This is a genomic window from Vibrio sp. QJM3NY_39, from assembly GCF_057785895.1.
The window spans coordinates 2,652,617-2,667,161 of record NZ_CM173505.1 but is presented as its reverse complement, the minus strand read 5'-3'; the positions used below and the strand labels follow the sequence as shown (position 1 = coordinate 2,667,161).

Genomic DNA, 14,545 nt, shown 5'->3' with positions numbered 1-14,545 from the left:
CCGAACTCAGGATGATTTCATTAGAACAAGCAAAAAAATTAGTAGAGCTGCTTGAGAACGATAAGCAGCAAGATGCTGATTCTCTTGTTAGAAGCATTTATGAAGACAATTTTAGTCTTCAAGACAATCCAATGCTTCAAGAAATAGGAAGTTTGACTCGCGACCTCCATGACTCTTTGACTCAATTCAATTTCGATGAGCGCATCAGCGTTATCGCAAATGATGAAATCCCTGACGCAAGGGATCGCCTTCAGTATGTCATTGATAAAACGGAAGTTGCGGCAAATAAGACGATGGACGCTGTCGATCGTTGTATGCCAATTGCAGACAACCTACACGAGTGTTTACTTCAAGTAAGGCCTCAATGGAATGAACTGATGCATGGCCGCATTGAGCTGGCACAATTTAAAGCTTTATGTCACCGCATTGATGGATTGCTTGTCCAAGTAGAAGGCGATAGTACTGAACTACGTGGACAATTGACTGAAATCTTGATGGCTCAGGATTTCCAAGATTTAACTGGGCAGATAATTAGCAAAGTTATTACCTTGGTGAATGAGGTTGAAGGACGTTTGGTCGAGATTCTCACCGTATTCGGTGCGAATCAAACAGAGCCAACTCCAGAGTCAGAGAAGAAAGCATCTATCGCGCCTGAAGGTCCGATTCTGAACCCAGAAGAGCGTGAAGATGCTGTTGCATCTCAAGATGAAGTCGACGATTTGTTATCCAGTCTTGGATTTTAAAGGTAACGTATGAGCTACGATTTAGACGAAGATATTCTTCAGGACTTTTTAGTCGAAGCAGGAGAGATCCTTGAACTCCTATCAGAACAACTGGTAGAGCTTGAGAATAACCCTGACGACAAAGACCTATTAAATGCTATTTTCCGTGGTTTCCATACAGTAAAAGGTGGTGCTGGTTTCCTAGCATTGACTGAGCTGGTGGATACTTGTCATGGTGCTGAGAATGTGTTCGACATTCTACGAAACGGCCAGCGCAGCGTAACATCAGGTTTGATGGATACCATGCTGCAGGCGCTAGATACAGTTAATGTACAGTTTCAAGCCGTGCAAGATCAGGAACCTTTAGTGCCAGCTGATCAAGCTTTATTGGATGAACTTCACCGCCTCTGTAAACCACAGTCGACCGATGAAGCTGCTCCAGTAGAAGCCCCAGCACCAGTAATCGCTGAACCCGCTTTTGAAGCGCCTGCTGAACCGATCGCCGAAAGCGCAAGCATTAGTGCATCTTCAGTGGATGATATCTCTGAAGATGAGTTTGAGCGTCTGCTTGATGAGCTTCATGGTAAAGGTGGTTCACCAACAGCATCTTCTGTATCAACACCGCCGCCAGCTCCTGTTGCTCCTCAGTCAGTTGCTGAGAGTGGTGATATTACGGATGACGAATTCGAAAAGTTATTAGATGAACTGCATGGTGCGGGCAAGAGCCCGACGGCAGTAGGTTCAGCGCCTCCTCCTCCGCCAGCACCTTCTTCCGCACCCGTTTCGGCGATGTCTGAAGGTGATGACCTGATGAGCGACGAAGAGTTTGAGAAGCTACTAGACCAGTTACATGGTTCAGGTAATGGACCAACTATTGAAGAGCTAGATGCAGCAACTAAACCTGCTGCAGCGAAGCCTATTGCACCAGTGCCTGCTCCACAAGTCGCTCCTAAGCCATCTGCTCCAGTCGCTGTTAAAGAAGCACCAGCGAAAGCTGAAGTTAAAGTGCCAGCGAAGAAACAACAAGCCGACGCTACAGTTCGTGTCGACACGTCAACACTGGATACCATCATGAATATGGTGGGTGAGCTGGTGTTGGTTCGTAATCGACTTGTAAGCCTTGGCTTAAACAGTAACGATGAAGAGATGGCAAAAGCTGTCTCGAATTTAGATGTTGTTACCGCAGACCTCCAAGGTGCGGTAATGAAGACTCGTATGCAGCCGATCAAGAAAGTTTTTGGTCGTTTCCCACGAGTTGTCCGCGACCTTGCTCGTAGTTTGAAGAAAGACATTGTTCTTGAAATGCGCGGGGAAGAAACGGATCTTGATAAGAATTTAGTTGAAGCACTTGCCGATCCTCTGATTCACTTAGTGAGAAACTCTGTGGATCACGGTATTGAAATGCCTGAAGCCCGTATTGCGGCTGGCAAATCACAAACGGGTAAAGTGATTCTTTCCGCCTCGCAAGAAGGTGACCACATTGAACTGGCTATCGTTGATGATGGCGGCGGCATGGACCCTGATACGTTGCGTGCTATTGCGGTTAAACGTGGTCTGATGGACGAAGATGCCGCATCTCGTTTATCAAACAAAGAATGTTTCAATCTTATCTTTGCTCCTGGCTTCTCAAGTAAAGAAAAAATCTCGGATATCTCAGGTCGTGGTGTAGGCATGGACGTTGTGAAAACAGCGATCAACACACTGAATGGCTCGATTGATATTGATTCAGAGATGGGACAAGGCACCAAGATCACGATCAAGGTTCCATTGACGCTGGCGATTCTGCCAACCTTGATGGTCGGTGTTGCTGGTCATCCATTTGCATTGCCATTGGCTTCTGTAAACGAGATCTTCCACCTAGATTTAAGCCGTACAAACGTGGTTGATGGCCAGTTGACGATTATCGTTCGCGATAAGTCTATTCCGTTGTTCTACTTGCAAAACTGGCTGGCACCTAAAGCGGGTATTGTGGAATTGCGTAAAGGACACGGCCATGTTGTTATCGTACAACTTGGTAGCCAACGTGTTGGTTTTGTTGTTGATACGCTTATTGGCCAAGAAGAAGTAGTGATCAAACCACTTGATAAACTACTACAGGGCACGCCAGGAATGGCAGGCGCGACAATTACAAGTGATGGACACATTGCATTGATTCTAGATGTGCCGGACTTGTTGAAGCAGTACGCAGCTGCGTCAAGAATTTAATTTAAGGATAAATATGGCGATTAAAGTATTAGTCGTTGATGATTCGAGTTTTTTTCGTCGTCGCGTTAGCGAGATCATCAACTCAGAGGCTCGCCTAGAAGTCATTGATGTAGCAGTAAACGGTAAAGAAGCGGTTGAGAAAGCGAAACAGCTGAGACCTGACGTAATCACGATGGACATCGAAATGCCTGTCATGGACGGCATCACCGCCGTTCGTGAAATCATGGCTGCGTCGCCAACGCCTATTTTAATGTTTTCATCGCTAACGCATGATGGTGCGAGAGCAACGTTAGATGCGTTAGACGCTGGTGCTCTAGACTTCCTACCTAAGAAGTTTGAAGACATCGCACGTAACCGCGATGATGCTGTCGCATTGCTTCAACAACGTGTGATTCAGATTGCAGCAAAGCGTGCGTTTATGCGCCGTGCTCCTATTGCGCCACGAGCTACAGCCACACCGGCAACAACTTCAACACCATTGCGCCAACCGATTTCAGCCGCAGCTTCAGCAGTGAAACCAGCGGTTGCATCAACGGCGAAATTCAGAGCTTCGGGTAAAAAGTATCAATTAACTGCAATTGGTACTTCTACTGGTGGCCCTGTTGCACTACAGAAAATTTTGACGCGCATCCCTGCACACTACCCACATCCGATTGTGTTAGTTCAGCATATGCCAGCAACGTTCACTGCCGCTTTTGCTAGCCGACTGAATACCTTATGTAAGATTGAGGTTCGCGAAGCACAGGACGGAGATGTGTTGAAACCTGGAGTGGCTTATCTTGCTCCTGGTGGTAAACAGATGATGGTTGACGGCCGTGCAGGATCTGCTCGCTTAAGAATTATCGATGGCGGCGACCGAATGAATTACAAACCTTGTGTGGATGTAACCTTCGGCTCTGCAGCGAAGATCTACGGTGACAAAGTCTTGTCTATGATACTGACCGGTATGGGCGCTGATGGTCGAGAAGGTTCGCGTATGTTAAAAACTGCGGGCTCGACAATCTGGGCGCAAGATGAAGATAGCTGTGTTGTATATGGTATGCCTCAAGCTGTAGCAAAAGCTGGCATTTCTACTGAAGACCTCCCTCTAGACCGCATTGCGGAAAGGATTTTGGTTGAAGTTGGGTTAGCTTAGGTAAATCGAAATGATTGTTTGGAGTGTTGCAAACCAAAAAGGTGGTGTTGGTAAAACGACCTCGACCGTGACCCTAGCAGGTTTACTTGCGTTGAAGGGGCACCGTGTTCTGTTGGTTGATACTGACCCGCATGCATCACTAACCACCTATCTGGGTTACGACTCAGATACGGTGGAATCGAGTCTGTTTGATCTATTTCAGTTGCGTGAGTTTAGCGCGCCGACAGTAAGACCTTTGATTTTACAAACTGAAGTCGAAGGTATCGATATTATTCCCGCGCACATGTCTTTGGCAACATTAGACCGTGTGATGGGAAATCGAAGCGGTATGGGGTTGATCTTGAAGCGTGCTTTGGCCGCTTTGAAAGACGACTATGACTATGTACTTATCGATTGTCCGCCGATTTTGGGCGTGATGATGGTCAACGCATTGGCTGCCAGTGACCGTATTTTGATTCCGGTACAGACTGAGTTTTTGGCAATGAAGGGCTTAGAGCGCATGATTCGCACTTTGGCTATCATGCAGAAGTCTCGCAAAACACCGTTTAAGGTGACGATTGTCCCGACGATGTACGACAAGCGAACTAAAGCATCACTGCAAACATTAACTCAGCTAAAAGAAGATTATCCAAATCAAGTTTGGACGTCCGCTGTGCCGATAGACACTAAGTTTCGAGATGCTAGCCTAAAGCGCTTACCAGCATCTCATTTTGCATCGGGTAGTCGTGGTGTATTTGCTTACAAACAGCTGCTTATTTATCTCGAAAGGCTGGCGATAAATGAGCGCGAATAAAGAATCAACAATGGCGCGATCAAGTTTATCAAGTGAACAAGCACTTGATGATTACTTTACTGCGCTGTTAGGTGATGAAATGCTGGATTCTGACGAATTTTTTGTTGACGAGACCAGCGATGAGTCATCATCTGCAGAGCCAGAGCCAGAGCCAGAGCCAGAGCCAGAGCCAGAGCCAGAGCCAGAGCCAGAGCCAGAGCCAGAGCCAGAGCCAGAGCCAGAGCCAGAGCCAGAGCCAGAGCCAGAGCCAGAGCCCAAATATTCGAGTTACTCGACCTATGCCGAGTTGCGAGAAGCTGAATTTGAAGTGCCCAATCTGGAAGACGTTCAAAAATTACTGAGCCGCTTAGAAGCGACGAACGTGGTTGATGAACTGAATCTTGATGAATTAATGGATCAGAACACGCAGAAAATCGCTCAGCAAGCAGACATGCAAATGTTTGATGCTGCGGTGGAATCCGTTCAGCTTTCTGTAGAGTCTGAGATTCAAGACTGGAACCTCCCAGAGTCAGATTCGTCAATGGTTGTTGATCGACCTGTTGAACGACCAATTGAGCAGCAAGCCGAGTCTCCAATAGCGGAAGAGTCACCAATAGCTGAAGAGTCGCACGTTGAAGCTCTGCAAGACGGAACTCACACTGAAGAGTCAGAAATTGAATCTATCAGTGAACCCGAGGTTGAGGTTGAGGTTGAAACTCAATCTGGCGGTATTGAACGGTTTACATCTTGGGAAACTACGGCTCGAACAGAAGATTTTCAGGTACTGTATTTTGATGTCAACGGGGTAACATTTGCTGTTCCTCTTGATGAGCTTGGTGGTATTCATCGCCTTGAAGAGCTAAGCCATTTGATTGGTAAGCCTGCTTGGTATTTAGGTTTGCAAACAAACCGAGAGAGTCAGTTAGATGTGGTCGACACCGCAAAGTGGGTGATGCCTGAAAAACTAACGAATGATGAATACAAAGAAAACTATCAATATATAGTGATGCTTGGCGAAAGCTTATGGGGGCTTGCGGGTACTGAACTGAAAGGTACCGAGCTTCTTAATACTGATAAAGTTCGTTGGCGAGAAATGGCAGGTAAACGCCCATGGCTCGCTGGTATGGTAAAAGAAAAAATGTGTGCTTTGATTCATGTTGAAGCATTGATCGCCATGCTAAACGCAGGGCTAGATGTAAAAGCATTAAGCTAGTAATAAGCATTAGGCTAACAATAAACGCATCAAGTTAATAATAGTGGTCGGTAACGACGGCAAGAGGATTAAATATGTCTCATATGAGTGAAATTGAAGTAAGAAAAGACCCAACCAATGATGAAGTACTTCAATGGGTGACATTCCAGCTAGAAGAAGAAACTTACGGCATTAATGTTATGCAGGTACGTGAAGTACTTCGCTACAGTGAAATTGCTCCAGTACCGGGTGCTCCAGATTACGTTCTAGGTATTATTAACCTACGTGGTAACGTTGTTACTGTTATCGACACTCGTTCTCGCTTTGGTTTGATGCAAGGTGAAATCACAGACAACACTCGTATCATCGTTATTGAATCTGAGCGTCAAGTCATTGGCATTCTAGTAGACAGCGTTGCTGAAGTGGTTTACCTACGTTCTTCTGAAATCGACACAACTCCAAGTGTTGGTACTGACGAAAGTGCTAAGTTCATCCAAGGTGTTAGTAATCGTGATGGCAAGCTGCTTATCTTGGTAGATCTAAACAAACTATTAAGCGAAGACGAATGGGATGAGATGGCTCACCTGTAATGTTTGAAGCGCTTCCTTTAAGCCCTGTTGCTCTGATTGCCGGAGTCGGGGTTTTTACATTATTCATCGTGATTTTGATTAGCAAAGTAAAACGTGCGATTCAAAAGCAGCTCGATCAGTCACGCCTGCAAGTTCGTAACTTGGACAAAGAGCTTCAAAAATCGAGCAAGCAATTGCTTGAGGTTCGCTCTGTCGTGGTTGGCCTTGGTCAGAAAGTGACGGAACAGCAAGATCTAATCAAGCACTTGAATGAACGCATTGTAGAGCTGGAACATGTTGATACCGATGGGCGCTTGTACACGCGTGCAACGAAGATGGTTCAGCTTGGTGCAGGGATAAACGAACTGATCGAAGAGTGTGAATTACCTAAAGCTGAAGCTGAGCTGATGATGTCTCTGCAGAATAAGCTCGCGGGTAAGGAAAAAATCCCTTCGCTAAGAAGTAACCCTTCATCGTACGATGAACAACCAAATGCATCTCATAAGCGCAGAGACCCAACTCGACGTCGTTAAATTGAGCGCTCGCTGCGTGTTGAGTAATTGATGTTTATCGTGCACTCCTCTTAAAAGAAGCTTCGGCTTCTTTTTTTATGCCTGACAGCTCTATATAGAACGATGTTTATAAGTGCTTGTATCTAAGGCAGTATCTTGTTTGTTGATGAAAATGTGTAAATTGTGATGCGGTGGTAACAGTTTCTTACGGAGTTTGTTCTATCGAAAACGCCTAGTCCTGTTTTGTCACCATATTGGTGTGCTACTATAGCCCTTTCATTACTCGACTAAATTTACCTATGCTTGAAGTCTCAAATTTAACTGCTATTCGTGACGACAGGGTTCTATTTGAATCGTTGTCTTTTCAATTGAAACCCGGTGAGCTGGTTCAAGTTGAAGGTCGTAACGGTACTGGGAAAACGACACTCCTTAGGATTATCACCGGCTTAGGTGATCGTGATGAAGGTACTATCTCTTGGGATGGTGAGTCCATTGAAACGAGTCGAGATGTGTATCACCAAAATTTGCTTTTTCTGGGTCACCAAACTGGCGTAAAACGCGAGCTTAGTGCCTATGAGAACCTGAGCTTCTATCAATCGATTCACAGCAGTGGAACGAGTAAGGAAGAACTTTACAATGCATTGGCTCAAGTCGGCCTTGCTGGACGAGAAGACGTGCCTGCAGGTCAACTTTCGGCGGGTCAACAGCGCCGTGTAGCATTGGCTCGTCTGTGGTTAAGTAAGCAAATGTTGTGGATTCTAGATGAACCGCTGACTGCCATTGATAAGCAGGGCGTTAAAGTTCTTGAGTCTCTTTTTTCTCAGCATGCAGACAACGGTGGCATTGTGTTATTGACCACACACCAAGACATGTTTGCTGATAGCCCGAAACTAAGAAAAATAAAGTTGGGTGAGTAATATGATTTCTTCAATGACAACGATCATTCGACGTGAGCTGTTGATCGCATTTCGTCGCCAAGCCGATATCTTTAACCCTCTGTGGTTTTTTATCATTGTCATCACCCTTTTCCCATTGAGTATCGGCCCTGAGCCAAACCTACTTGCGCGTATCGCAGCGGGCATTGTTTGGGTTGCTGCTTTACTTTCTGCATTACTCTCTCTCGAACGACTATTCCGAGATGATTTTCAAGATGGCGCCCTCGAGCAGATGATGCTGATGCCCATCCCGTTGCAGTTGGTAGTATTGTCCAAGGTCATAGCGCACTGGTTATTGACAGGGTTACCATTAATATTGATCAGTCCGTTGTTAGCGGTACTGCTGTCCTTAGATTTCGATACTTGGTTATCGGTGGTCTTAACGTTATTGGTTGGTACGCCTGCATTAAGCTTTATTGGTGCGATTGGTGTCGCTTTAACCGTTGGATTACAAAAAGGCGGTGTGCTGTTAAGTCTGCTTATTTTGCCGTTGTATATCCCAATTCTTATATTTGCTACATCAGCGATTGATGCGGCAGCACTAGGCGTTGCGTATAACGGTCAATTAGCTGTGTTAGGGGCAATGCTAATGGGCGCAATGACGCTCACCCCATTTGCCATAAGCGCAGCGCTGAGAGTGAGTGTTAACTAGTTAATTATCTGATTAAAACTAGCTAACTAAGCGTTCACTTCCACTTTGTTTGTTCAGAGTGAACTAATTGAAGCTTTTAAACTCATAGAGTCACTGAAAGAGACAGTAAGCCAAATAAATTATAATAATTATAGCTGTAATAGCTGTAAGCAATATGAAGTAAGAGTGAGATTACAACATGTGGAAATGGCTCCATCCCTATGCCAAAGCAGAAACCTCTTATCAGCTTGCTGGTAAACTTCTGCCATGGTTCTCTATCCTAGCGCTATTGTGTCTATCCGCCGGTACTGTGTGGGGGCTTGCATTTGCGCCTTCTGATTACCAACAGGGCGATAGCTTCCGTATCATCTATATCCATGTTCCGTCTGCAATTTGGTCGATGGGTGTATACATGTCGATGGCAATTGCGGCATTCATCGGCTTGGTATGGCAGGTGAGATTATCAGACATGGCTGCATTGGCTATGGCGCCTATTGGTGCTGTATTTACCTTCATAGCGCTGCTAACCGGTGCTGTTTGGGGTAAACCAATGTGGGGTGCTTGGTGGGTTTGGGATGCGCGTTTGACCTCAGAGCTGATTCTTCTATTCCTATACTTGGGTGTGATTGCACTACACCACGCGTTTGACGACCAAAAAACCGCAGCGAAAGCAGCAGGTATTTTGGCGATCGTTGGTGTCATCAACCTACCTATCATTCACTTTTCAGTAGAGTGGTGGAATACACTTCACCAAGGCGCGACGATTACTAAGTTCGATCAGCCTTCTATTTCAAGTGACATGCTATGGCCGCTTCTTCTCAACATCTTCGGCTTCGCCTTTTTCTTTGGTGCTGTGACTATGGTTCGTTTTAGAAACGAAATCATCAGTAAAGAAAGTCACCGTCCGTGGGTTCGTAAACTCGCGGCTGATAAAGCGTAGTAGGGTAGGTAATTATGTATTTTGAATCTCTGAGTGATTTCTTTGCCATGGGTGGCTACGCCTCATATGTATGGAGTGCATTTGGAATCACATTCCTCGCGATGATCATTTTACTGGTCTTAAGCGTTCGTCGTGGTAAGCAATTACTAAATGAAGTACAAGCTAAGATTGATCGTCAAGCTCGTATCGATGCAGCAAAAAATATGGAGAACACTCTATGAACCCAAGACGTAAAAAGAGGCTGGGCATTGTCTTAGCGATCTTTTTTGGTATCAGTGCAACTGTTGGATTAATGGTTTATGCGCTTAACCAGAACATGGATCTGTTCTACACGCCAACTGAGCTTGTTAACGGCAAAGACGGCAAGAAACCTGAAGTTGGCCAACGTCTGCGTATTGGTGGCATGGTTGTAGTCGGTTCTGTAAGCCGTGACAACGAATCACTACGTGTAAGCTTTGACTTGAAAGATGTTGGTCCTAAAGTAACGATTTTATACGATGGCATTCTTCCTGATCTTTTCCGTGAAGGGCAAGGTATTGTTGCTCAAGGCGTTCTGAAAGATGCGACAACAATTGAAGCTTTCGAAGTCTTAGCGAAACACGATGAAGAGTACATGCCTTCTGAAGTTGCTGAAGCAATGAAGAAAACCCATGAGCCAATGCAGTACTCGACAGAACAAAAAGAAGGAAGTGCTCAATGATAGCCGAGATCGGCCACTTTGCCATGATCCTGTCCTTAGGGCTGGGATTGCTATTGAGTGTGCTCCCGCTGTATGGGGCAGCTCGAAATAACACATTATTAATGAATAGTGCACGACCGCTATCATGGGGTATGTTCGGATTCTTAGCGATTTCGTTTTTTATCTTGTGCTACGCGTTCTACACCAATGATTTTACGGTTCAATACGTAGCAAGTAACTCGAATAGCCAACTTCCTTGGTACTACCGAATCACAGCGGTTTGGGGTGCTCATGAAGGTTCATTACTGCTTTGGGTTCTTATCCAAGCGGGTTGGACGGTTGCAGTAGCGACGTTTAGCCGTGGTATGCCTCAAGAGTCAGTGGCTCGCGTACTGGCTATCATGGGTTTGATTACTGTCGGCTTCTTGCTGTTCATTATAGTAACGTCTAACCCGTTCTTACGTACACTGCCTTACTTTCCTGTCGATGGCCGTGACTTGAATCCACTACTGCAAGACCCGGGTTTGATTATTCACCCGCCTATGCTTTACATGGGTTATGTAGGTTTCTCGGTTGCGTTCTCTTTCGCTATTGCTTCTCTAATGAGCGGTCGTTTAGATACGGCATGGGCTCGTTGGTCTCGTCCTTGGACAATCGCGGCATGGTTATTCCTAACGGTAGGTATCGCACTTGGTTCATGGTGGGCTTACTACGAGCTTGGCTGGGGTGGCTGGTGGTTCTGGGATCCAGTAGAAAACGCTTCATTCATGCCTTGGTTGGCTGGTACAGCGCTGATGCACTCGCTTGCGGTAACAGAAAAGCGTGGCACATTTAAAGCCTGGACAGTATTGCTGGCTATCTCTGCATTCTCTTTAAGCTTACTAGGTACATTCTTAGTTCGTTCGGGCATCTTGGTATCTGTTCACGCATTCGCGTCAGATCCTGCTCGTGGTATGTTTATTCTAGGTTTCCTAGTGTTCGTTATCGGTGGTTCACTGCTGTTGTTTGCTGTTAAAGGCGCATCGGTTCGTGTCCGTGGTAACTTTGATTTGGTTTCTCGTGAAAACGCACTACTCGGCAACAATATCTTATTGATTGCTGCGTTAGTGGTTGTGTTAGTGGGTACGTTGTTACCACTTGTTCATAAGCAGTTAGGTCTGGGCTCGGTTTCAATCGGTGCACCATTCTTTGATATGTTGTTCTTCTGGTTAATGATCCCGTTCTCGTTCCTATTGGGTATCGGTCCACTGATCCGTTGGAAACGTGACAACCTGTCTAAGCTTATTAAGCCAATGTTAGTTTCGGGTATCTTCTCGTTAGGTTTAAGTGCACTAATGGTGACCATGCTAGCTGACCGCTTCAGTGGTACTGCTTTTGCTGGTTGGGTGATGGCGTTCTGGATCTTCTTCATGCATGGCTTTGAGCTGCATGAGCGTGCAACACACCGTCATACCTTCATGAAAGGCCTAACTAAGCTGCCTCGTAGCCATTGGGCAATGATCTGTGGTCACATGGGTTTAGCTGTAACAGTGATCGGTATCGCGATGGTGCAAAACTACAGCATCGAACGTGATGTGCGTTTAGCGCCAGGCGAAAGCTACCAACTTGAAGAATACAGCTTCCTGTTTACCGGGGTTCGTGACAAAGATGGCCCTAACTATGATGGTTACATTGCTGACTTTGAAATTACCAAAGAAGGCAAATACATCAACACGCTTCACGCTGAAAAACGTTTCTACACTACAGCTAAGTCTATGATGACTGAAGCGGCGATTGATCGTGGCGTAACGCGCGACCTTTATATCGCAATGGGTGAGCGTTTAGACGACAACAAATCTTGGGCTGTACGTATCTACTACAAACCATTTGTACGTTGGATCTGGGCGGGTTCTTTGATCATGTCGATTGGTGGTGTGATTGCTATCAGTGACCGTCGTTACCGTTTCCGTAAGCCAACGAAAAAGTCGGCTCAAGAGCAGGAGGCTTAATTCGAATGAACAAGAAGATTTTATTCATTCCATTGATTGCGTTCATGGTTCTAGCTGGAATCTTTGCAACTCAATTGATGCGTAACCAGTCGGGTGATGACCCGACTAAACTTGAATCCGTATTGATTGGTAAGCAGGTTCCTGAGTTTGGCCTAGAGGATTTGGAACAGCCGGGTAAGTTTCATGATCAAGCTATCTTTAAAGGTGAGCCTCTGCTTCTTAATGTGTGGGCGACTTGGTGTCCTACTTGTTATGCAGAGCACTCTTACCTGAATAAGTTAGCGGATCAAGGTGTTAAGATTATTGGTCTTAACTACAAAGATGATCGTAATAAAGCGGTTGGTTGGTTAAAAGAACTGGGCAACCCATACTTAATCAGCTTGTTCGATGGCAACGGCATGTTAGGTCTTGACCTTGGCGTATATGGCGCTCCTGAGACCTTCCTCATTGATGCCAGCGGCGTGGTTCGTTACCGCCATGTTGGTGACGTGAACCCGACTAACTGGGCATCGACGCTTCAGCCGATGTACCAAGAGTTATTGGAGGAGGCGAAATGATTAAACAAACACTTGTAGCAATGTTTGCCACCTTCGCTATCTCTGCGTCGGTAACGGCTGCGCCTATCGAATTTCATGAGTTTGATACGGTTGATCAAGAGCAACAATTTAAAGATTTGAGCAATACGCTTCGTTGCCCAAAATGTCAGAACAACACGATTGGTGATTCGAACGCGGAACTTGCGGTCGACTTGCGTCAAAAAGTGTATGAGATGACAAAAGAAGGCAAGTCTGAGCAAGAAATTATTGATTATATGATTGCTCGTTACGGTAACTTTGTAACGTACAACCCACCACTGACCTTAGCCACATCGATCCTATGGGTTGGTCCGTTTTCGGTTGTTGTATTAGGTTTTGGTTTGATTGTTTTACGAAGCAGAAAGTCAAAATCAAAAGCAGTAGAGTCCAATAAAGACTGGGATGCAGACAAAGAAGCACGTTTAAAAGCGTTACTCGACGAAGAGAACGACGGAGATAAACAGTAATGACTCTATTTTGGATTTCTACAATTGTCCTTTCGCTAGCAGCGATTTTAATGATTGTTCTGCCTTTTTTGAACAAGAAGGAAAACAACGATGAAGTGCTTCGTGATGAGTTGAATAAAGCCTTCTATAAAGATCGCTTAGTTGAATTAGAAGTAGAAGCTGAAGAAGGCCTTGTTGATAACGAGCAAGAACTGATCGCTGACTTAAAACAGTCGCTACTTGATGACGTTCCAACGGAAGAAAAGGTCAAGAAGACACAAATATCTACGCTGGGTGTCGTTGTACCATCAGTGATCCTGGTTCTGGTTGTGACTTATGGTATGTACTTTCAATTTGGTGCATTAGATAAGGTTCAACACTGGCAAGAAGTGAGTTCGAACCTTCCTGAGTTGTCAAAAAAGTTAATGTCATCAGAAGGTGGCACGCTTACCGATGATGAACTTGAAGATTTGACTCTAGCGCTTCGTACTCGTCTTCACTATCAACCAAAAGATTCAACCGGTTGGTTACTGCTTGGCCGTATTGCATTAGCAAACCGTGACGCAGAAACAGCGAAAGATTCAATGGAAAGAGCCTACAAGCTTGAACCTAAGAATGAAGATGTTCAGTTAGGTTTCGCTCAAGCACTAATGCTTTCTCCTGATGAAGCCGATCAAAACCAAGCGCGTTTGATTTTGAGCCGTTTGATCCAAAACGATTATGTCGACCTTCGAGTGTTCTCACTGCTAGCGTTTGATTCTTTTGAACGTCAAGATTACCCGGGTGCTGTGAAGTACTGGAGCATCATGCAACAGATGATTGGTCCACAAGACAGTCGCTACGAGATGTTGTCACGCAGTATTGAAAGTGCTCAGAAGAAAATGGGCGACACCATGGGGGTTGACCAAAGTAAGAGCGTTGCAGTAACGCTTGAGCTGTCTGGCGATGTGAACGCTGATCCTAAGTCTGTGTTGGTTGTTTCAGTACATAGAGCTGATGGTTCGCCAATGCCGGTCGCTGCAGCCCGTTACCCATTGGGTTCTTTCCCTCGCACTGTTGTTCTCGATGATGGTAACAGCATGATGGAAGGCTCGAAGTTGTCTAGCCTTGAAACTCTGATGGTTAGAGCTAGGCTTGATACAGATGGTAACGTTTCAACTCGCGATGGTGATTGGTACGGTGAAAGTGAAGTGGTTGAACTGGGTGCTCCAGTGACCATTAATATAAATAAGCAATATTAATCA

At 45.4% G+C, this 14,545-nt stretch carries 16 protein-coding genes; all 16 read left to right on the top strand.

What is annotated here, in order from left to right; genetic code table 11:
* Nucleotides 1-11: 11 nt before the first annotated feature.
* The 16 genes from AC3CHU_RS11800 to ccmI all read left to right on the top strand — a co-directional run bounded on the left by AC3CHU_RS11800 (nucleotide 12) and on the right by ccmI (nucleotide 14,542).
* On the top strand, nucleotides 12-743 hold the full coding sequence (locus AC3CHU_RS11800) for a protein phosphatase CheZ (RefSeq protein ID WP_004736219.1): 732 nt from the start codon (nucleotides 12-14) through the stop codon (nucleotides 741-743).
* Between the two features lie 9 nt (nucleotides 744-752).
* Nucleotides 753-2,927, top strand: coding sequence for a chemotaxis protein CheA (locus AC3CHU_RS11795; protein ID WP_171309203.1), 2,175 nt, complete (start codon nucleotides 753-755; stop codon nucleotides 2,925-2,927).
* 13 nt (nucleotides 2,928-2,940) lie between these two features.
* Nucleotides 2,941-4,062 (top strand): protein-glutamate methylesterase/protein-glutamine glutaminase, encoded by a 1,122-nt coding sequence (locus tag AC3CHU_RS11790; protein ID WP_017076809.1) that lies wholly within the window; start codon nucleotides 2,941-2,943, stop codon nucleotides 4,060-4,062.
* Nucleotides 4,063-4,072: 10 nt separating this feature from the next.
* Nucleotides 4,073-4,855 (top strand): ParA family protein, encoded by a 783-nt coding sequence (locus AC3CHU_RS11785; protein WP_004736223.1) that lies wholly within the window; start codon nucleotides 4,073-4,075, stop codon nucleotides 4,853-4,855.
* A complete protein-coding gene (locus AC3CHU_RS11780; protein ID WP_488524608.1) occupies nucleotides 4,842-6,047 on the top strand; it encodes a chemotaxis protein CheW in 1,206 nt (401 codons plus the stop codon). The genes AC3CHU_RS11785 and AC3CHU_RS11780 overlap by 14 nt, the downstream gene beginning before the upstream one ends.
* A gap of 74 nt (nucleotides 6,048-6,121) precedes the next feature.
* The gene (locus AC3CHU_RS11775; protein WP_004736225.1) at nucleotides 6,122-6,616 is read left to right on the top strand and encodes a chemotaxis protein CheW; all 495 of its coding nucleotides are present in this window, start codon (nucleotides 6,122-6,124) and stop codon (nucleotides 6,614-6,616) included.
* On the top strand, nucleotides 6,616-7,128 hold the full coding sequence (locus tag AC3CHU_RS11770) for a DUF2802 domain-containing protein (RefSeq protein WP_488524607.1): 513 nt from the start codon (nucleotides 6,616-6,618) through the stop codon (nucleotides 7,126-7,128). The genes AC3CHU_RS11775 and AC3CHU_RS11770 overlap by 1 nt, the downstream gene beginning before the upstream one ends.
* A gap of 278 nt (nucleotides 7,129-7,406) precedes the next feature.
* Nucleotides 7,407-8,024: a cytochrome c biogenesis heme-transporting ATPase CcmA gene (ccmA, locus tag AC3CHU_RS11765; protein ID WP_012603450.1), complete on the top strand. Its 618-nt coding sequence runs from the start codon at nucleotides 7,407-7,409 to the stop codon at nucleotides 8,022-8,024.
* A 1-nt stretch (nucleotide 8,025) separates the two neighbouring features.
* Complete coding sequence (gene ccmB / locus AC3CHU_RS11760; RefSeq protein ID WP_004736228.1) at nucleotides 8,026-8,694, top strand: heme exporter protein CcmB; 669 nt, start codon at nucleotides 8,026-8,028, stop codon at nucleotides 8,692-8,694.
* A gap of 178 nt (nucleotides 8,695-8,872) precedes the next feature.
* Nucleotides 8,873-9,613 (top strand): heme ABC transporter permease, encoded by a 741-nt coding sequence (locus AC3CHU_RS11755; RefSeq protein WP_054548164.1) that lies wholly within the window; start codon nucleotides 8,873-8,875, stop codon nucleotides 9,611-9,613.
* 14 nt (nucleotides 9,614-9,627) lie between these two features.
* Nucleotides 9,628-9,834, top strand: a complete 207-nt coding sequence (gene ccmD / locus AC3CHU_RS11750) for a heme exporter protein CcmD (protein WP_004736230.1) — start codon at nucleotides 9,628-9,630, stop codon at nucleotides 9,832-9,834.
* A complete protein-coding gene (gene ccmE, locus AC3CHU_RS11745) occupies nucleotides 9,831-10,313 on the top strand; it encodes a cytochrome c maturation protein CcmE (protein WP_017076805.1) in 483 nt (160 codons plus the stop codon). Before ccmD ends, ccmE begins: the two co-directional genes overlap by 4 nt.
* Entirely contained in the window at nucleotides 10,310-12,280 is a 1,971-nt protein-coding gene (locus tag AC3CHU_RS11740; protein ID WP_017084525.1) for a heme lyase CcmF/NrfE family subunit, read from the top strand. Before ccmE ends, AC3CHU_RS11740 begins: the two co-directional genes overlap by 4 nt.
* A gap of 5 nt (nucleotides 12,281-12,285) precedes the next feature.
* Nucleotides 12,286-12,837: a DsbE family thiol:disulfide interchange protein gene (locus AC3CHU_RS11735; protein WP_017076803.1), complete on the top strand. Its 552-nt coding sequence runs from the start codon at nucleotides 12,286-12,288 to the stop codon at nucleotides 12,835-12,837.
* The gene (locus AC3CHU_RS11730; protein ID WP_102447220.1) at nucleotides 12,834-13,322 is read left to right on the top strand and encodes a cytochrome c-type biogenesis protein; all 489 of its coding nucleotides are present in this window, start codon (nucleotides 12,834-12,836) and stop codon (nucleotides 13,320-13,322) included. The genes AC3CHU_RS11735 and AC3CHU_RS11730 overlap by 4 nt, the downstream gene beginning before the upstream one ends.
* Nucleotides 13,322-14,542 carry a c-type cytochrome biogenesis protein CcmI gene (gene ccmI / locus AC3CHU_RS11725; protein WP_488524606.1) on the top strand — a complete coding sequence of 407 codons (1,221 nt, stop codon included), beginning with the start codon at nucleotides 13,322-13,324 and terminating at the stop codon, nucleotides 14,540-14,542. Before AC3CHU_RS11730 ends, ccmI begins: the two co-directional genes overlap by 1 nt.
* The last annotated feature ends 3 nt before the right edge of the window (nucleotides 14,543-14,545 follow it).